General features: G+C 41.2%; 18 protein-coding genes. 12 read left to right on the forward strand and 6 right to left on the reverse strand.

Annotated features, from left to right (window positions below; translation table 11 throughout):
- Positions 1-18 precede the first annotated feature (18 nt).
- Both cysG and RM544_RS11070 read right to left on the reverse strand, forming a co-directional pair.
- A complete protein-coding gene (gene cysG, locus RM544_RS11065; RefSeq protein WP_311361855.1) occupies positions 19-1422 on the reverse strand; it encodes a siroheme synthase CysG in 1404 nt (467 codons plus the stop codon).
- Between the two features lie 330 nt (positions 1423-1752).
- A complete protein-coding gene (locus tag RM544_RS11070) occupies positions 1753-3480 on the reverse strand; it encodes a DEAD/DEAH box helicase (RefSeq protein WP_311361856.1) in 1728 nt (575 codons plus the stop codon).
- 247 nt (positions 3481-3727) lie between these two features.
- Between RM544_RS11070 and prsT the strand changes: the two genes are divergently transcribed.
- On the forward strand, positions 3728-6547 hold the full coding sequence (gene prsT / locus RM544_RS11075) for an XrtA/PEP-CTERM system TPR-repeat protein PrsT (RefSeq protein ID WP_311361857.1): 2820 nt from the start codon (positions 3728-3730) through the stop codon (positions 6545-6547).
- 67 nt (positions 6548-6614) lie between these two features.
- A complete protein-coding gene (locus RM544_RS11080; RefSeq protein WP_311362094.1) occupies positions 6615-7442 on the forward strand; it encodes an ion transporter in 828 nt (275 codons plus the stop codon).
- A 120-nt stretch (positions 7443-7562) separates the two neighbouring features.
- Here the strand turns inward: RM544_RS11080 and tolC are convergent, their stop codons facing one another.
- Positions 7563-8981 (reverse strand): outer membrane channel protein TolC, encoded by a 1419-nt coding sequence (tolC, locus tag RM544_RS11085; RefSeq protein WP_311361858.1) that lies wholly within the window; start codon positions 8979-8981, stop codon positions 7563-7565.
- Positions 8982-9166: 185 nt separating this feature from the next.
- Between tolC and nudF the strand changes: the two genes are divergently transcribed.
- The 5 genes from nudF (at position 9167) to RM544_RS11110 (ending at position 14383) form a co-directional block, all read left to right on the forward strand.
- Positions 9167-9790, forward strand: a complete 624-nt coding sequence (gene nudF / locus RM544_RS11090; RefSeq protein ID WP_409220044.1) for an ADP-ribose diphosphatase — start codon at positions 9167-9169, stop codon at positions 9788-9790.
- Between the two features lie 161 nt (positions 9791-9951).
- Positions 9952-10386, forward strand: coding sequence for a DUF1249 domain-containing protein (locus RM544_RS11095; RefSeq protein WP_311361859.1), 435 nt, complete (start codon positions 9952-9954; stop codon positions 10384-10386).
- Positions 10386-11006: a YqiA/YcfP family alpha/beta fold hydrolase gene (locus RM544_RS11100; protein ID WP_311361860.1), complete on the forward strand. Its 621-nt coding sequence runs from the start codon at positions 10386-10388 to the stop codon at positions 11004-11006. The genes RM544_RS11095 and RM544_RS11100 overlap by 1 nt, the downstream gene beginning before the upstream one ends.
- Positions 11007-11162: 156 nt before the next feature.
- Complete coding sequence (parE, locus tag RM544_RS11105; RefSeq protein ID WP_311361861.1) at positions 11163-13055, forward strand: DNA topoisomerase IV subunit B; 1893 nt, start codon at positions 11163-11165, stop codon at positions 13053-13055.
- Between the two features lie 23 nt (positions 13056-13078).
- The gene (locus RM544_RS11110) at positions 13079-14383 is read left to right on the forward strand and encodes a hypothetical protein (protein ID WP_311361862.1); all 1305 of its coding nucleotides are present in this window, start codon (positions 13079-13081) and stop codon (positions 14381-14383) included.
- Here the strand turns inward: RM544_RS11110 and RM544_RS11115 are convergent.
- Together RM544_RS11115 and RM544_RS11120 are read right to left on the reverse strand one after the other, a co-directional pair.
- A complete protein-coding gene (locus RM544_RS11115; RefSeq protein WP_311361863.1) occupies positions 14376-15350 on the reverse strand; it encodes a transposase in 975 nt (324 codons plus the stop codon). The two genes, RM544_RS11110 and RM544_RS11115, sit on opposite strands and share 8 nt — an antisense overlap.
- A 123-nt stretch (positions 15351-15473) precedes the next feature.
- Complete coding sequence (locus RM544_RS11120; protein ID WP_311361864.1) at positions 15474-15776, reverse strand: hypothetical protein; 303 nt, start codon at positions 15774-15776, stop codon at positions 15474-15476.
- A gap of 109 nt (positions 15777-15885) precedes the next feature.
- On the opposite strand from RM544_RS11120, the gene RM544_RS11125 reads away from it, so the two are divergent.
- The gene (locus tag RM544_RS11125; RefSeq protein WP_311361865.1) at positions 15886-16068 is read left to right on the forward strand and encodes a hypothetical protein; all 183 of its coding nucleotides are present in this window, start codon (positions 15886-15888) and stop codon (positions 16066-16068) included.
- Between the two features lie 9 nt (positions 16069-16077).
- On the opposite strand, the gene epmB is transcribed toward RM544_RS11125, so the two are convergent.
- Positions 16078-17103, reverse strand: a complete 1026-nt coding sequence (epmB, locus tag RM544_RS11130) for an EF-P beta-lysylation protein EpmB (RefSeq protein ID WP_311361866.1) — start codon at positions 17101-17103, stop codon at positions 16078-16080.
- A gap of 33 nt (positions 17104-17136) precedes the next feature.
- On the opposite strand from epmB, the gene efp reads away from it, so the two are divergent.
- From efp to RM544_RS11150, 4 genes are read left to right on the forward strand one after another with little or no spacing between them, the layout of a single operon-like run.
- Positions 17137-17706, forward strand: a complete 570-nt coding sequence (efp, locus tag RM544_RS11135; protein ID WP_311361867.1) for an elongation factor P — start codon at positions 17137-17139, stop codon at positions 17704-17706.
- A 53-nt stretch (positions 17707-17759) separates the two neighbouring features.
- A complete protein-coding gene (epmA, locus tag RM544_RS11140) occupies positions 17760-18758 on the forward strand; it encodes an elongation factor P--(R)-beta-lysine ligase (protein WP_311361868.1) in 999 nt (332 codons plus the stop codon).
- Positions 18759-18785: 27 nt separating this feature from the next.
- Positions 18786-19406, forward strand: a complete 621-nt coding sequence (locus RM544_RS11145; protein WP_311361869.1) for a hypothetical protein — start codon at positions 18786-18788, stop codon at positions 19404-19406.
- Positions 19399-19935, forward strand: a complete 537-nt coding sequence (locus tag RM544_RS11150) for a GNAT family N-acetyltransferase (protein ID WP_311361870.1) — start codon at positions 19399-19401, stop codon at positions 19933-19935. Before RM544_RS11145 ends, RM544_RS11150 begins: the two co-directional genes overlap by 8 nt.
- Positions 19936-19968 lie beyond the last annotated feature (33 nt).

Raw genomic sequence — 19968 nt, forward strand, 5'->3', positions numbered from 1 at the left:
TGACATTAACCTATTTGGCTAGTGGTCAACATTCCCTTGCGTAAACCAATTTAAAGACTCGTGTAACTCTACCACGGTTCCAACAATAATTAAGGTAGGGGGTTTTAAAGTCGCCGTAGTAGGGTTATCGACTATTGTTTCTAAAGTTCCAGTGACAACTTTTTGGTCGCTTCTGGTTGCAGCTTGGACAAGGGCAATTGGCATCGTTTTGGACATCCCATGCTCGATAAGCTTCTCACAAATAATTGATAGCCCAGTTAAGCCCATATAGAAAACAAGTGTATGATTTTGTTGAACTAATGCTGGCCAGTTAAGATTGATTGTATTATCTTTCAAATGTCCCGTGGTAAAGGTGACCGACTGTGCATGATCGCGATGCGTTAAAGGTATGCCAGCATAACTAGCCGCTCCGCTAGCGGCTGTGATACCCGGAACAACCTGAAAATCAACGCCATGTTCCACTAGGGTTTCAATCTCTTCTCCGCCTCGGCCGAATATAAATGGGTCGCCGCCTTTCAGTCGAACAACTCTATTGCCAGCGAGTGCCTCTTTCGCTAAAAGTTCGTTAATCTCCTCTTGGGGAATTGTATGATTACTCTTCGCTTTACCAACGTAAATTTTTTCTGCATCTCTGCGCACCAGCTCTAGTATGTCGGGACTTACAAGTCGGTCATAAACAACGATGTCGGCTTTTTGCATAAGCCTTAGCGCACGGAATGTAAGTAGATCCGGATCACCTGGGCCAGCACCGACTAAATAGACCTGTCCAGCAGGTTTGTTGCCATTTTTATACGCAATGAGGGCCTTGTCTAATTTCTCTTCCGCTAACTCATCGTTTCCTTGAAGGACAGACTCACCGATATCACCATCTAAGACTTCCTCCCAGAAATATCGTCTATCGGTAACCGAAGATAAAGCGCCTTTAACCCTGTTTCTGAATTTTTCTGAAAAATTACCCAGCAGTTTTATATTTGCCGGAATAACACTCTCAAGCTTTTGACGAATATAACGAAGAAGGACAGGTGCGACGCCACCACTACTCATTGCAATGATAATTGGTGAACGATCGACTATTGACGGTGTGATGAATTTGCAAAGCGGCGTGTTGTCGACAACGTTCACTAACAAGTTTTTTGCATGTGCAATGTCATGAATGTGTTTATTGACCTGCTCATCATCTGTTGCAACAAAAATCATTTGTTTACCCTCAATATCAGGGTCTTTAAACTTACGCTCAATCAGTGTGATTTGTTTGTGTTCAGAGGCTAAGCGGCTTACCGTGTCGCTTACCCAAGGAGAAACGATAGTTATCCTCGCAGGTGTTTTTAGCAACAATTCGCATTTGCGCGCAGCTACTTCACCTGCCCCAACAAGAAGGCAGTGAATATGTTCAGCATCTACAAATATTGGAAAGTACTTCATCGTTTTTCGCATAAGTTAACGTGCTTGAATTATGAATAACTTTTTTATTCAAATACAGCACTATTTTCGTCATTGTTATTTCGTTTAAGAATATGACGGAGTGAAGCATATTCTAACTTAATTGGACACACCTCTTATTTCAGATTCGAATGGTGAGCTAAATTGGACACACCGATATTCAGTCACTTCCACTTAAACCCATTAAGTTATTAAAACTGCAGTAAGAAAATTGTTGAAGAACTTCGTAGATATCGAAAATAGGTGTGTCCTATTTTCGGAATTTTGTTATTTACAGATATAAAAAAAGCCACATGAAGTGGCTTTTTAGTATTACTTTTTACGTTTGGGTGGCGTATCAGACCATTCTCTGATATTCAAACGCTGACCTGCAACACGCGTTTTTGCCAAAGTATCTTTCGTTTCTTTTGGCATGCCTTTCGGCAAGTCTACTGTAGTGAAGTTGTCATAGATCTCAATCGCACCAATATTTTTGCTGCTGATATTCGCTTCATTAGCAATGGCACCTACAATATTACCCGGTTTAGCACCGTGGGTGTGACCGACTTCGATTCTAAACCTTTGCATACCTTCATCCGGCGTACTCTTGCCGCGCGGCGCTCTTGGCTTGCGATCGTTCCTGTCATTCCTACCACGTTCAGTTCGCTCGTTGCGTCCTTGACGACGACCAGAGTCACGGTCATTAAACGTTGGCTTACTGTGCAAATCTGGACGATCAGACTCTTTCAACAAGAGTGGCTCATCACCTTGAGCTACTTTAGCCAAAGCCGCCATCACAACGTCTGGAGATGCTTCAGTCTCTTCCATGATTGATTCTACAATTGGAATATAAGATTCAATTGACTCATCCGTCATCGCTTCAACAATGCTTTGCTTGAAACGCACCAATCGAGATTTATTCAGCTCTGAAATGGATGGTATATCCATGTTTTCAATGCGTTGTTTGGTTGCTTTTTCGATAGCAAACAACAAACGTTTTTCTCTATGGGAAATAAACAAGATTGCATCGCCGCTGCGACCAGCACGACCAGTTCTACCGATTCTGTGAACATATGATTCTGTATCATATGGGATATCAAAATTGATTACGTGGCTCACACGCTCTACATCAAGACCACGAGCAACAACGTCAGTCGCAACCAAGATATCGATGGTACCTTGCTTCAATTTCTCAACGGTTCTTTCTCTTGCGTTCTGAGGAATATCGCCATTCAATGGTTCTACATCATAACCACGAGCAGTTAGCTTATCAGCAAGTTCAACCGTCGCTGTTTTCGTTCTCACGAAGATAATCATACCGTCAAATTCTTCGACTTCCATGATACGCGTCAGTGCTTCTAATTTATGATGACCAGCAACTTGACAATAACGTTGGCGAATCATGCTTGCCGTTGATACTGTTGATTCGATTTTAACATGCTGTGGATCATTCAAATAACGCTTAGTGATTTTCTTGATTGCGTCCGGCATGGTTGCTGAGAATAAGGCTGTTTGACGCTCTTTTGGAGCGTGGCTTAAGATAAGCTCAACATCGTCAATAAAGCCCATGCGCAACATCTCATCTGCTTCATCCAGGACGAGGAATCGTAACTTATCTAATTTAAGCGTTTTGCGTTTGATGTGGTCGATAATTCGACCTGGTGTTCCAACAACAACCTGCACACCACGTTTAAGTTGGCGAATTTGGTTGTCATAGGACTGACCGCCATAAACAGGCAATACTCTAATTTTCTTTGAAAAGCTCGCATAAACTTGGAATGCTTCAGCAACCTGAATTGCTAGCTCTCTTGTTGGTGCTAAGACCAGCAATTGTGTGAAACTTTCATCAGGATCTATGTTTGCTAACATTGGCAATGCGAATGCAGCTGTTTTTCCTGTACCTGTTTGAGCTTGGCCCAAAAGGTCGTGACCATCGAGTAATAATGGAATACTCTTGGCTTGTATTGGTGATGGCTTTTCATAGCCAACTTTTTCTAACGCCTGTAGTAAGGGCGTTGGCAGATTTAGTTCTTTAAATGTAACATCGACAGTGTCGGTCATCGGGTATCCTGATAGACTGAGAGTGGGGGCATTGCAGAGAGGATGCGAGAGCCTTCATAAAGAAAGGATTATATAAGAAATAGTAATAACTTGCTATCATTACTATTGTTTAGTTTGTAAACGCATGAGATAAAAGAAAAGATATGCCCTCAGCTCTTTATTTAAGCGCATTTCTTCGGTAAAAATAGAAGAGAAAAAGCATCGAATAAGAAATATATTGACGGAAAATAAAAGGATATTAGTTAAAATGAGTAAGATAAAATTCATCAATCGAATAAAAAATAAGTTAGGCAGTACGCTTTCAAGCGGTCAAAATCGAAAGAAAACAAGTATTGCTGTTGTTTTACTCATCTCGTTGTTTCTCTCCGCGTGTTCTCAAAAAACTAGCCAAGAGCATATCGCAGCAGCAGAGGAGTTCTATGCTGAAGGAGACGTCAGCGCAGCTGTTGTCGAATTAAAGAATGCTATCCAACTTGATCCGAAATTAGCTAGCGCTAGATTTGAACTCGGTAAAATTTATTTGGAACAAAAAAGTTTCGAAGCCGCAGAGAAAGAACTCAGCAGAGCTCAAGACCTTGGTTATCCTGAGGTTGAGGTTCTCCCATTACTCACCAGAGCTTACCAAAGAACAGGCGCCAACACAGCGCTCGTAGCTCTTGATCATGAGATGGAAGGTCTCACTGTCGTCGAAAAAGCTGAGGTTGGCTTTTTAAAGGCGCAATCTCTCTTACAACTCAATAAAGTAGAAGAAGCAAGAGTGCTCGTCCAGGACATCCTCGCATTAGAAACTAGCTCTGTTTATAAGGGGTTGGCTGGCGTTCTACGATTAATTATCGAGCAAGAGAATGAAGATGCCCTTCAGCAGAGCATCGAATTACAAAAGCAAGCTCCCCTAAATAAAGATCTACTGAGTCTGACTGCCAGACTATATTTGGTAAATGAGCAACCAACGGAAGCGGCAGATATCTACGCGGAATATGTCAAAGCTGAGCCTGAAGACGCAGAAACAAGGTTTATTTTGGCCAGAATGTTAATAGACCTCAATCGAAGCGATGAGGCTGAGCCTCATGTCGATACCTTGCTAAAAATAAACGATAAAAATGCACTTCTGAATAAACTTAAAGGCATCGTTCGTGCGGCAGATCAGGACTTTGTGAACGGCCAGAAGTATTCTGAAATTGCTATCAACAACGGCAGTGTAGACCCAATTTCAAGACTCGTTGCCGGCTATTCAGCATATCAACAAGCCGACTTCGAAGGTGCCGTTGGACATTTATCTACTATCGCGACGTCATTACCAGATAATCATCCTGGTCTCAGAATTCTGGCTGCAAGCCAATTGCAAACGGGTCTGACATCTGAAGCATCAGACTTGTTAGGAAGGCTTGGCAACCTGACATCTAACGATGCGACATTGTTTTCAAAAGCGGGTTATGAGTTAGTAAAACGAGGCGAAAACAAAAGGGCAGTAGAGATAATTGAGCGCTCGGACGGACTTAGCGATGACACGGATGATTTAACTCGCCTGGGTGTCTTAAAGCTGAGTGTTAACAACATCGATGGTATCTTAGATCTGGAAAGTGCAGTAGAGAAGTCCCCTGAATCAGTGACTGCCAAAAGTACACTTGCGACCGCATATATGGCGTCTAATCAACTTGATAAGGCCAGTGAATTGGCCTCTGAGTGGAAGAAGGAGGCAAGTAACCTTCCTGAAGGCTTCTTACTCGCGGGTGAAGTGGCTCTGAGAAATAATGACTTAGTAACAGCGGAATCCGAGTTTCTTAGTGCGTCTGCAATCGCGCCAAATAACACCAAAGTACAGATGGCACTCATTGGTTTAGAGTTAAGAAAAGAAGATATTCCAGCCGCAATTTCGAAACTCGAACAGTTGTTGGAGGAAAGCCCTGATTATGTGCCTGCGCTAACGGCTTACTATGCCCTGAAAAACAGAGAAGGTTCTCCTGATGAAGGCTTGGAACCAATATTGAGTCAGTTGAGTAAAACACCTGAAAATAATCAGTTATTGGTTTTACTTTCTCAAGTCTATGTTCAGCAATCTGAGTATGAAAATGCGCTTGATACCTTGAATAAAGTAACGGAGGACAAAGCCCTTGATACTGCATATTGGGGAACTAAGGGAACCGTTTTATTGCGTCTTAACAAGCTTGCTCAAGCAGACGAACACTATACTAAATGGCTTTCATTTTCTCCAAATAACCGAGATGCAGCCATGGGTAAACTATTGTTGTTAGATAGTCGAAACGATTACCAAGTAGGTTTAACATTAACGCAGGACTATTTGGAGTCTCGTGACGATCCTCAAATGGAAGTGCTACAAAGTTACTTCCTTATCATGACTGGTAAAGTTGAGGAAGCTCAAAGCTTAATTGACAGTTTCAACCCGAATGTGAAAAATCTTCCTTTGGTGCGAGGAGTGACCGCGAGAATTAAATTACGACAAGGTGATGCCAAAGGAGCTGTTGATGACGCAAAAGCAGCTTACGATGATAACCCAAGTACCAAAAGTGTTTTCCTACTAGCACAAGCATATGACTTAAGTGGACAAGAGGCAGAGTCGCGTAGCCTATTGTCTTCCTATTTGGAAAATAATCCCAACGACCTTCGAGTAATGATGCTCCTCGCAGAGAAGAAAATAGAATCCGATAAAAATACAGCAATCAATATGTATCAAGATGCGCTAAAACTAGATGAAAACAATTCGGTTGTCCTCAACAATTTAGCGTACCTATTAACCCAAGAGGGTCAATTAGATGAAGCCGCGGGCTTGGCTAAGCGAGCTTTTGACTTGAATCCTAATTCGCCAGCGGTTGTCGACACCTATGCACAGATTCAGGTGAAGCAAGGAAACACTGATGACGCTGTTGAGACCTATAGTCGGGTAATGAACCAAGAAGTGGACAATGAAGAAATTTTCCTTAATTATGTTGAAGCACTGCTTCTTAACGGAAGCAAAGAAATTGCTAAGCGGAGAATCACTGAGCGCTCGCTTAAACAAGAAGAATCTAAACAAAGATTATCAAGCTTAAAAGCAAAATTTAATATTTAAAAAAAGAATCGGCACTACCTTGATCGTTCAAGGTAGTGTTTCCTCCTGTTTATCGAGTCAATGAATGATGTTTGAGTCTAGTCGCCTATTTCTTTTTCGCCTAAAACAAAATAGGCTTTTTGAATTCTTTGTTATTTCGGTCATTATCATTTCTGCATTGGAAATAGGTGCAAAGACGTATGATCTTTCCCCCACTTCTTTACTCGTCACAAAGTATCTTGATGTCTTTATTACCTTGTTCTTTTTGTTTGAAATATTGGTTAGATTCTTAGCTGAGGAGAATAAAAAAGACTTCTTCAAGTCAGGTTGGAATATTTTTGACACGATTGTTGTGGTAATCAGTTTAATTCCGATTAATGAGTCAGAGATGGCTTTATTAGCTCGATTGATTCGTATCTTTCGCGTGTTGCGGATGATTTCGATTATTCCTGAATTGAGAATATTGATTAACTCATTGCTACAAGCATTGCCTCGACTGGGCTATGTCGTATTGCTGATGTTTATTATCTTCTATATTTACGCAGCGATAGGTAGTTTTTTGTTTCAAGATATCAACCCAGTACTGTGGGGTAATATTGCGATTTCTATGCTGACCTTGTTTCGAGTAATGACCTTCGAGGATTGGACGGATATTCAATACGAGACCATGGAAGTTTACCCGATGAGTTGGTTATTTTATATGACCTTCATTTTCTTCACGGCTTTTGCATTTTTGAATATGGTGATAGGCATCGTTGTTGGTGTTATGGACGAAGAGATGCACAAAGAGAGATTAAAAACGGAGCCCTCTATGAGTGAGCTTCAAGACCAAATGGTGACCCTACAAGCTCAAATACAAGTGCTACTAGATAGGCAACCGCAGGCAGCTACTGAAACCGATAGTAAGCGCAAATAAGTCAAAATGGGACACACCTGTTAAGCTCTGCTTAGTAAGACTACTTTTACCGCGCATCGCTTTTTCGCAGGCATAAAAAAACGACCTCAATAGGTCGTTTTTTTATTTGCTACATAAGTGCTAGTTTGCTTTCATTACGCGGTTGATTGAAAGCAAGTCATCTTCAGTGAGCGTACCAGCTGCTCGTTTAAGATTGATGATCGCAGTGATAAAGTTGTATCGAGCATCGGCCAAATTTCTACGAGCGTCAAATAGGTTTCTCGTACTGTTAAGAACATCGACAATTGTTCTTGTACCAACATCAAACCCAGCTTCAGTCGCTCTTAATGCACTATCCGCTGACACTACTGATTGCTCTAGGGCGCGAATTGTAGAAATAGCAGCTTTCACATCATTATATGAGCTTCTCACCGAGCGAACGGTTTGACGATAAGTTAGCTCTAAGTTTTCACTCGCAATCACGTAACGGTTGCGCGCTTGTTCTGTGCTAGTGCTGACGCGTCCACCTTGGTATATTGGAACGCTCACCGAAACACCAATTGATTGGCTATTAACAGCAGGCAAATCAATTGCCGCTTGGCCAGGTACTTCGTTCGTTGTATCCCTTCGGCCTAGTGATGCTGATAATGACGCAGTCGGATAATGACCCGCTTTTGCTGATTCAATATCTTCCATCGCAATATCTTTCGCAAAGCGCTGCACTAGTAAATCGAAATTTGAATCTTCAGCTAACTTCAACCAATCGTCAACATTAGCAGGGTTTGGTGATGTTGCTGTGAATAACTCAGTATCAAGGACCGAGATGTCCTTGTGGTATTTACCCGTGATTTCTCGTAGTTCTTCCAAACGAAGTTCGAGTTGGTTTTCGGCTCTGATTTGTCTTGCTACTGTATTATCGTAATTTGCTTGGGCTTCATGGACGTCAGTGATGGCCGTTAAACCAACTTCAAAGCGTTGTTTAGTTTGCTCCAATTGGCGTTCAATAGCTCTTAGCTCAGCTTTCACAAATTCGACACTATCTTGTTCTCTCAATACTGAAAGATAGGCGTTGGTTACTCGCACGATTAACTGCTGAAATGCCGAAGCAAGATTCGCATCACCTTGCTGAGCGACTTTTTCTGCTCTATCCATTCCCACCCAATTTGCATGGTCGTAAATTGACATACTTAGATTCAAGCCAAGGCTTAGGGTATCGCTATCTGATTCAAAGGTAATAAACTCTGTTCGCTCAACAGGGCGATCGGTGTTCGGATCGATTATTAACTCACCCGTTGTTGGGTCAGTTTGACCAGTCGGAATCGATATTGTGTCTATATTGTCACCGGAGTTTAATGTATAGGATACAGAACCTGATATTTGTGGTAACAAATTTGCTCTGCTCAATGCAATTCCATTGTACGCCAATTCTTTATCAGCCTTAGCTCGATTAATTACTGGATCGTTTTGAAGTGCAAGTTGATACACCTCCGAGAGGTCGTCTGCTAGCACTGAGCCTGATAAGCCGATACCAATAAAAACTGAAAGTAGCGTTTTCTTCATAAAAAGAGCCTTAAAAATAATATTTTTCGTTGATGCATTACGTATGTGCTAAGTCTATGACATTCAAGTCTTTAAACATACTGAATGGTTGTTACATATATCCACTAAGTGTAACAGAATGTGACGTTTTTGCTGAAATTACATCGACCTTAGTTTAATTTAGTGTGAAAAAGTACAAGAAGATCATGATGGAAATATTAAAATATACAAATAAAGACGTGTCCATTTTGAAAAAAGAGACAGTTTTTCACGGTTTCTTTAAGATGAACCGCTATGAAGTGCAGCATAAATTGTTCAATGGGCAACAAAGTTCTGTCGTCAAGCGAGAAATGTTTGAGCGAGGGCATGCTGTCGCTGTTCTACCCTATGATCCAAATACGCAGGAATTTGTATTAATCGAGCAGTTTAGATTAGGCGCGATGGAGACATGTGACTCTCCTTGGTTATTTGAAGTAATTGCAGGCATGATTGATGAAGGCCAGACGCCAGAGTCTGTATGCCATCGTGAGGCTCAGGAAGAGTCTGGGATAGAGCTTGCAGGACTCACGAAAGCACTTACCTATTTGTCTAGCCCGGGAGGGACGACGGAACGTTTGCATATTTTCATGGCCAGGACCGAGTCAGCTAAAGCGAAAGGGATTCATGGTTTAGATTATGAATCCGAAGATATTCGAGTTCATCGTGTACCAGAAAATGTAGCGAGAACATGGCTAGATGATGGCACAATTGATAATGCCGCGGCGATCATTGCACTACAATGGTTCTTTCTCAACAAAGAAAAATTGTTAAAGGAATGGCGAGAAATCTAGGATAAGAATAGAAGTGTGCTAAGCCGGTTAAGATAATTCGGAAATTGGACACACCTTTTTTCACCGTATCGTTTACACTTCGTGACTTAATTGCGCATCTAAGTTGAATTTAAAATTCCATTAATTAGTATGATTTAAGAAAAGAAATAAAGGCCTTAGCTTTGAGAAAAAAATACGTACCTCACTTGCCGTCTATTCTTGCGATTTGCGAAAGCAACTATGCGAGCGCATTGAGGTTGCTACCTGATTGTGATTCTGAGGACTTGAGTTATGAGTTTCAAATCAGCGATACCTTGCGCTATAGAATAAAGATTTTAGAGTCCACCAGATATACAAGTACAATTGAAATGGCGCAATTTGCTCGAAATACACCAGCTTTTTTACAGCCAATAATGGAAGTTCGCCTGTATCATGATGCCAAGGTGGCAGAGGTGCTTAGTTGTCAAAGAATTTCTAAACTTGAGCCTTCTTATGAATACCCTAATCTTAAAATGCATCAACGAAACGAAAAACAAATGGTTAATATATTTTTAGCAGAGTGGTTGCAGTTTTGCCTTCAACAGAAAAAAATTCAAATAACGACAAATCAAGAATAATGATCACGGACATAATTTATCTACACGGTTTTCTTAGCTCACCACAATCTGAAAAAGCCCAAATAACAAAAAAATATTTTTCTCAATTTCACCCTGAAATTCGTGTGCATACTCCCACACTCCCAGGCGTGCCTAATGACGCGATCGCTGTTGTTGAAGACTTGTTGCAAGTTTTGCAGAGTGCTAACGGTCATGAAGAGGCTACTAAAATGGACACACCTATTTCGGTTGCGTTCATCGGTAGCTCAATGGGCGGTTTCTTATCCACGTTTTTTGCAGAGAGACTAGGGTGCAAAGCTGCACTGATTAATCCTGCAGTCACGCCATTTGATCTTCTTCAAGAGTATTTCGGGGAACATCAAAACCCCTACACATCAGAATGCTTTAATGTTGACGAAACGACTGTTGGGATGTTGCGTCAACTGAATGTTGAAAAGCTAAATTCGCAGCAAAATTACCTCGTACTGTTACAAACCGGAGACGAGACTCTCGATTATCGCTTGGCTGAGCAAAAATACGGTACTGAGTATTGTCGAATTGAACAGGGTGGCAGTCATGCATTCGATCAATTTGAAACGCGTTTGGATGAGATTTCCTCATTCCTATTATCCAAAAACTGAGTTAATTAGTCTTTATTTTAGCTCCAGTGCATGTCGAAAACAGGTGTGTCCGATTAAACGCGACCTATATGCCAGATTCTGACAAACCTTGATTGCCGTAAATGCCTAGCCTTGCTACTATCACAGTCAGATAAATCAACAATAAAAAGCGCTAACATGTCTACTCAATATAACTCTGATGCCATCGAAGTTTTAAATGGTCTGGAGCCTGTCAAACGCAGGCCTGGAATGTATACCGATACAACTAGGCCGAACCATTTGAGCCAAGAGGTCATAGACAACAGTGTTGATGAGGCGCTTGCAGGCCACGCATCTTCAATCAAGGTTATTTTACATGAAGATCAATCGTTAGAGGTTATCGATGACGGCCGTGGCATGCCAGTCGATATTCATCCCGAGGAAAAGATTTCTGGGGTCGAATTGATCATGACTAAACTGCATGCCGGCGGTAAGTTTTCGAATAAAAATTACGAATACTCTGGTGGTCTACATGGAGTTGGCATTTCGGTTGTAAATGCATTGTCGTTGCGTGTTCAAGTGACTATTAGGCGCGATGGTAATATTTATCAAATGGCCTTTGAGAATGGCGACAAAGTAGAAGAGCTTCGTGTTGTCGATACATGTGGTAAAAGAAACACAGGAACAAGCGTGCATTTTTGGCCTGACGCCAGTTACTTTGACTCTCCTAAATTCTCCGTTAGCAAGCTTCTACATGTGTTAAGAGCAAAAGCTGTACTATGTCCCGGGTTAAAAATCAGGTTTGACGATAAAGTTAGCAAAGAGACCACTGAGTGGTATTACGAAGACGGATTAAGAGATTACCTTTATCAGTCAGTAAAAGAATACATCACGCTGCCAGATGACACACCATTCGTTGGACAGTTCTCCGGTAATGGAGAAGCTGCTGACTGGGCGGTTATGTGGTTGCCTGAAGGTGGCGAGATGGTTACCGAAAGTTATGTAAACCTTATTCCTACTGCCCAAGGCGGTACACACGTCAACGGTCTCAGACAGGGTCTTTTGGATTCAATGAGAGAGTTTTGCGAGTTTAGGAATTTGTTACCCCGTGGCGTTAAAATAACTGCGGATGATATTTGGGACCGATGTGCATATATTCTCTCGACTAAAATGCATGATCCACAATTTGCGGGTCAAACCAAAGAGCGTCTCTCTTCCAGGCAGGCCTCTGCGTTTGTGTCTGGTGTGGTCAAAGATGCGTTTAGCTTATGGTTAAATCAGCATACTGATGTTGCAGAGTTATTAGCAGAAATGTGCATAAACAATGCACAAAAGCGATTGCGACAGAATAAGAAGGTCGCTCGTAAAAAAGTTACTCAAGGTCCCGCGTTACCGGGGAAATTAACAGATTGCTCCTCGCAAGACATTAATTATTCAGAGCTGTTTTTAGTGGAAGGGGACTCTGCTGGTGGATCGGCAAAACAAGCCAGAGATCGTGAGTTTCAGGCGATAATGCCATTGAGAGGCAAGATTTTGAACAGTTGGGAAGTCGATTCATCTCAAGTTTTAGCATCACAAGAAATTCATGACATCTCAGTTGCTTTAGGTATCGATCCCGATTCTGACGATCTAAGCGGCTTGAGATACGGAAAGATATGTATCTTGGCTGATGCTGATTCTGACGGTCTTCACATAGCAACCCTACTCTGTGCGTTGTTTGTTAAGCATTTCCGAACTTTAGTCGAACGCGGACACGTCTTTGTTGCAATGCCACCATTATTTAGAATAGATATTGGTAAAGACGTTTATTACGCATTGGATGAAAGCGAAAAGCAAGGTGTACTCGACCGAATTGAAGCTGAAAAGAAACGTGGCAAAGTCAACGTTCAACGCTTCAAAGGACTAGGTGAAATGAATCCACTGCAGCTAAGAGAAACAACAATGGATCCAAACACTCGTCGACTAGTACAACTAACGATTGATGATGCAGAAAACATGCTTGAATTGATGGATATGCTTCTTTCGAAAAAACGATCTCCAGACCGCAAAGCTTGGCTAGAAAGCAAAGGTAACCTAGCGATAATTGATTAAATCAATTCAAGGCTTTATTGACTATGATGCGCTATTTGAAATTCAGTTTGTTGACAGTAGCACTGTTATTCTTGCTACTGATTTTCTTGATATTGGATTTTAGCCCACAAGTACCTTATTCGGCTCATCGCCAAGTACAAAACGCAGATGAAGTGCACGACCTCATAAAGCAACTTCGGGCAAGCCTAAGAGGGCGATACACTCGTCAACAAATTGATATTTCTATTGGACAGGCTGACAGCCTTTTGGGCTTTGTTCAGCGTGCTCTACCTGAGGTTAGTAGTCAACTCTCATTATCGGACACATCTATTGAACTCGACATTAGCTATCAGCTCCCGTCTTTGTTTCTTGGTAGTTATATCAATCTTACTATCCAAATTTTAGAAGGTGATGCGCTAGCAGTTGAACATGTCAAAGTCGGCAGTATTGGGATACCTGGCGACTGGGCGTTAGGTCTTGCAGAGTCACTTGTTAATACTTATACAAAAAGTGTCGTGGCCACTAGTGCTATCCAGCAAATTGAAAAAATCGATGTAAACCCTAACCAAGTGTCTGTCTATCTGCATCCGCTAGACACTCTATTGCGAGAACTGAAGAACATAAGAACTTCAAGTGGAGGAGATGATAATCAACTTCTTCGAATAAAAACTGCGCACTACCTTCGATTCTTGGATGACTTGAGAGCATCTGATGTCGGCAAACAGGACACATCTTTAAGCTATTACTTACAAGCACTCATGGCTGAAGCAAAGTCGATGACGAGTAGTGGTTTGGGAGATCAAGAAAATTCAGCAACTTTGGAAAACGAAGCTGCTATATTCGCCTTAGCAATCTTCGCAGGGAATCGACGTTTTGCAGCCGTAATTGGCGATATGTCATTCGCTATTGATAAGATACCAACCAGTCCTTATTCGCCGACTTTGGCAAGTCGGAAAGACCTTAGTTTACATTTCATATTTTCTGCAGCAATAAAGCTAATGTCTGAGCAGGGAATTAGTGTTGCTGTTGGTGAGTTTAAGGAGTTGATGGATAGAGGTGAGGGAGGTTCTGGCTATAGTTTTGTTGACTTAAGTGCTGATATGGCAGGCGCAAACTTTGCTGCACTAGCAGTCGATCCTAAAACAGCCAGACAAATTCAAAATATTGTGTCACTTGAAAGTGCTGAAATGCTATTTTTCCCCTCAATAGATAATCTTGAAGAAGGCATGGGTAAAACAGAGTTCAAAACGAAATACACAGATGTTGAAAGTGACGAATACAAAAAGGTTGTCAACGAAATCAATCGCCGATTGGACACTTTACCTATCGGCAGAAGAGCATTCAATTAGTATTCAAAAACACCTCGTTCGCGGCACCCATTCCTCTTATTTTCGATAGATTGACGTGTTGCTTAAACTCAATTAATGCATCACTCGCTCCAACCACATACCCAAATAATGATTCAAATTTGCTAGTGAGTTTTCTCCATTCAGTTGGTGCGAAGCCTAATTGTGACAACGGAAATTGAATTACTTTGTCATGCGGGGAATAAACCATCCCGGATGTCTCTGTGACGACTTGTATATAAGCCTTTAAATCCATAGGAATAGCGCGTGAATTGCTGCTTCTCTTGTCAGTTAGTGGTTTTAGTTGAGTGGGTTGCCAATGAGACTTAATTTGTAAAACGCGTTTTTGAATGCTCGTGTAGTGGGACTGTTCAAGTGAGCTTGCAATACCGGCGCGTATTGGGTTGAGATCGACATAAACCATGCAGGCTAGTAGTGCTCGCTCATCAAGTAATGCTTGTGATTTGTATCGTGACTCCCAAAACTTGCCGACACAACCATCTTCTTTGTTTGCTTTGACGGCAATATATTGATTCAGATCTTTCATAAACGATGCGATGCTAAAAAGTTTTAAGCGAATAAACTCTATATCTCGATAGACTTTTGATTTTTCGTCATTAGTAAGGGCCGACGTACCTTTGCACAGATAAGTAACTTGCAGTGGTGTTAGCTTATGAATAAGTGACCAGCGTCTCAATATGGTTGTTCTATCTAAAGAATAAGCTAAGTTATCATCTACATGCAGAACAAAATGGGCATGGTTATGCATAATCGCATACGCACATATTTCAATCGTAAATGCTTTAGCTAGTCGAAAAAGCCGTGACTCTATCCACTTTCTTCGATGTTCATAGTTCTGTCCTGAAAACTTGTCAAAGCCACAAATTCTAGCTTGTCGAACACACCTAATCATACAATGATAATGCTTGGTTTGACTCAATATTATTTGTGCTTTCCGTGGTGTTGCCATGGTGAAATCCTTTTCGTTGAAGGACTTATCTTATGGGTACTTTTAAGCGAAAAAAACTGAATGAAAGGCCAGTTTTAATTTAAACATATGATATATGACAGACAGCAGAGGCTTTGTGAGTATTCAAATGGTTGACTTGAACTTCTCTAATGTCACTAATAAGGTTTGGATTTTTTTCACTATTCTAGGCAAAAGTTCGGTGTGATTACTTTTCTCACTCTCTAAGGCAGTAATTTCAATTGCTAACTCTTCAACATACGGTATGAATCTTTTACTGCGGCTAGAGAACTCACTATCATCGCCAAAAATGACGGTGAATTTACCTTTTCCATCTTTATTTAAAGTATCTAGTTGTTTATCTGCATCCAGAGCTTTGCGATATATGATTTGTAAGTTTTCTTTTAGTTTGTTGATGACTTCTTCCACAGCGATCCTCATTTGACACTAAAGTTTGGGCTACATTTGCCGATAACCCTTTAAAGTGCGCAATTCTGCACACTTTTGTTGATAGCTACAAGCAATAAAAGGAAATGGTATGGATATTTCAGGTGTTAGTACCTCAGGTGTATCCGGTGCGTTGGAGATCAAATCTGCTCAATTAGCGAAAGATCGAATAGAGCAAGATGGTCAAGCAGCGCTTCAGCTGCTGGAGTCAGCTGACGTACCGACTCAATCAGCTAATTCAAATGTGGGCTCAATTATTAACACTTACGCATAATAGTTGACTTCATGGCTGAAGGTTGAGGTTAATTGGCGTTTTGCTGGGTTGTCCTCCTATTTCCCTAACAAGTTTTGGGACTAGGTAACCTGGCAATCGCTTTATCATCCCAGACATAATTTTTACGGCTTCAGTTTCATCCACATCAAAATGGGACACACCTTTTACCTTGTCAACCAAATGCAAATAATAGGGTAAAACGCCAAAATCGAACAATTTTCGATTCAACTCGACTTGAGTAACAACACTGTCATTTATCCCTTTTAGCAAAACGCTTTGATTTAGCAGCGTCACCCCCATCGACCTCAATAGCGCGATATTCTCTTTTAATTCGGTGCTTAGTTCGTTCGCATGGTTGATATGAAACACAATTACCTTGTTGAGAGGTGTGTCCCTTAACCAACCTAAAAACGACGAATCAATCCGAGAAGGAATGACCACAGGTAGACGAGTATGAATCCTAAGCGTTTTAACATGCTCGATATGGCTTATTTGCTCTGATAGCCAAGCTAAATGTTCATTTGTCGCCATTAGTGGATCGCCACCAGAGAAAATTACTTCATCGATGTTACTATCATCTTCAATATATTTTAAAGATGCTAGCCATTGGGACTTATTCATCGCGTTCTCTTTATAAGGGAACTCCCTACGAAAGCAGTATCGACAATTAACTGCACAACCGGTCTTTACCAACAACAGTGCTCTATTTTTATACTTATGCAGTACACCTTTAGTTGAAGAACTCTGTTCGTTGAGAGGATCTGAAACAAACCCTGGTACATCAGCAAACTCGGCTCTCAATGGCAGCACTTGTTTTAGAAGCGGATCATTAAAGTTGCCCTTTGCCATTAATGATGCGAAGTGCCGTGGGACTCTCATCGGAAAAAGCTTTCTCGCATCGTTATGCTGAGTCGCTATTTTGGTGTCAATTTCCAAGTACTGGAGTAACGATTCCAATGTTGTGAATGACATTGACAATTCTTTTTGCCAGTTTGACTCTACAGATGTCATATTTTTAGGTATTATTTGGTTCACAAAAATGCTCATAACGTAAATTTTAGAGGAATCATGGCTAATTTCAGCACAAATGAGTTCAAAGCGGGTCTTAAGATAATGCTCGACGGCGAACCTTGCAACATTCTTGAGAACGAATATGTTAAACCTGGCAAAGGACAGGCTTTTAACCGAGTCAGAATTCGTAAACTTATTTCTAATAAAGTTTTGGAAAAAACCTTCCGTTCTGGTGAGTCGGTAGAGGGTGCAGATGTTCTTGATGTTGAACTTTCGTATTTGTACTCAGATGGTGAATTTTGGCACTTCATGAATAACGAAACATTTGAACAAATAGCAGCCGATGAGAAAGCATTGGGTGATAGTATCAAGTGGTTGGTTGAGAACGATGATTGTACGATTACTCTTTGGAACGGCACCCCCATTTCAGTGACTCCACCGAATTTTGTGGAGTTGGAAATTACTGAAACAGACCCAGGTTTGAAGGGTGATACCGCTGGAACCGGCGGCAAACCGGCAACACTATCTACTGGAGCGGTTGTTAGAGTTCCTCTTTTTGTGCAAACAGGAGAAGTGATAAAAGTCGATACTAGAAGTGGCGAGTATGCCTCCAGGGCACAAAAATAAAGCTAACTTAAAGGGGCACATCGATGTCCCTTTTTTATAGTTGAATAAATATTATGCAGCAACAAGCTAATTGGCAGCCTAGTGCAACTATTCAAAACGTAGTTTTGAAAAATACTATATTGGCAAAAATTCGAGGCTACTTTGAGTCGGAAGGAGTGTTAGAGGTCGACACCCCTGTTTTATCTAAGTCGACAGTGACAGATCTACATTTAGATGCATTAGAGACGATTCATACAAACCCCTTGTCAGTTAAACGGACACACCTTTTTCTGCAAACTTCACCAGAATATTATATGAAGCGGCTACTTTGCGCTGGGTTTCCAAGTATTTTCCAGATTGCCAAGTGTTTTCGTGATGATGAAGTTGGCAGGTACCACAGCCCTGAGTTTTTAATGTTAGAGTGGTATCGACTTGATTTCTGTATGCAAGAACTGATTGACGATGTGATGGAAGTGCTTCGACTGACTCTCAATGTTGAAGGTTATCAGCAGATTACCTATGCCTCTTTATTTGAAAAGCATCTCAATATTGATATAACAGGTGTGTCCTGTTTAGAGTTGCAGGCTGCATGCTCAAAATATGGCTTCGAAGATATTGTCAGTAAACTAAACAACAGCCAAAACCAGAGTTCTGATATAGATCTGATGCTCCAACTCTTATTCTGCGAACTTATTGAACCGCTAATTGGTAAAGATAGTCCAGTTGTCGTTACACATTTTCCAGCTAGTCAGGCATCTTTGGCGGCATTGAATGTAGATAATCCAATCTTTGCAGAGCGGTTCGAGGTGTATTATCGGGGGGTTGAATTAGCCAATGGTTTTGAAGAGCTCGGTGATCATGATGAATTGCGTGAACGCTTTAACAGCGATAATAAACTCAGGGAGATAAACTCTAAAAAGCAAAAGCCACTTGACGAAAAGTTTCTTCAGGCTATGGAGGCTGGACTACCGTCTTGTTCTGGCGTTGCGCTTGGATTGGACAGATTGCTTATGATAGCCGCAAACAGCGAGCACATCAGAGAAGTACAATCTTTTTCTTTTGACGCTTGGTAGACCGGTAAATAAAACGGAGAGGCCCATTTGAATAAGCTAATCGATTGGTTTGATGAGATTTGCCCCGAAACTATCGTTTTGGGCTATGGGAGTTTGATGAACCAGTCTAGCCGTGAAACCTATAATAATATCAATTCTTTTTGTTTGCCTGTAAAAGTTCATGGTTGGAAACGAGAGTGGGTCACTCGCTCTGTAGCAGAGCAGCAGACATATGTAGGTGCAATTCAGGCCCAGAATAGTGTAATCAATGCCCAAGCTGTACCCTCAGTGATAGATCAAATGTTATTAAAGAGAGAAGTAGACTATCGGTTTGTTGAAATCCAGCCAGACAGCGTCCAGTTCACTAAAGAGGTGTGTCCCGAAATCCGGCAAAAGATAAATAATAGCAATATTTACATCTGTGAAAGCCTCTTAATCGAAGCGCCAACGAAAAAGTTTCCTGTCTACCAGAGTTACTTAGATACATGCCTCGCTGGCTGTATTGAAGTGGGAGGTGAAATGGAAGCGACAGCATTTATGCGGAGTACATCGGGTTGGCCAAGTTTCGGTGTAATTGATGACAGGGCAGCGCCTAGGTACCCGAGAGTAGGTCATATTTCAAAAGATAGCTATGAAATTATTGATAGTGTGCTCTCAGAATATGAATAAACTAAGCTCAGAGCGTTACCTTTATAGAGATGCATTGATTGATGATGCTGGTTTTTTTCTTACTCTCTTAAATGATGAGAATTGGCTACGATTCATTGGTGACCGAAATGTGCAAACGTTGCTTGATGCTGAAGGCTTTATCGTAAATCAAGTTAAGCCAATGTACTCCAGTTATGGGCTAGGAATGAAGGTTATTTGTAATAAGCAAACTGGTGAGCGTCTAGGGTTAATAGGCTTGTTAAAACGAGACTATTTAGATTCCATTGATTTGGGGTATGCGCTATTGCAGTCAGCTAGGGGAAAAGGAGTGATTGCTGAATCGGTTCCCTTATTTACCAATGTTGCTTTCAAGGAAATTGAGTCGACGAAACTTTATGCGACGGTTGATCCAGATAATTGCGCTTCTATTCGAATTTTACAGAAGAATCATTTTTGTTTAGCACCTAATCCGGAAGCCTTTGCCGATTTACCCTGTGGCATCATGCTTTATGTTAGATATAGAAATGAACATGATGCTTGTAAGACGTAATTACGGTCGTATATAAAATAGGTGTGTCCAATT

Source organism: Brumicola blandensis (genome assembly GCF_031846165.1).
GTDB lineage: Bacteria > Pseudomonadota > Gammaproteobacteria > Enterobacterales > Alteromonadaceae > Glaciecola > Glaciecola blandensis.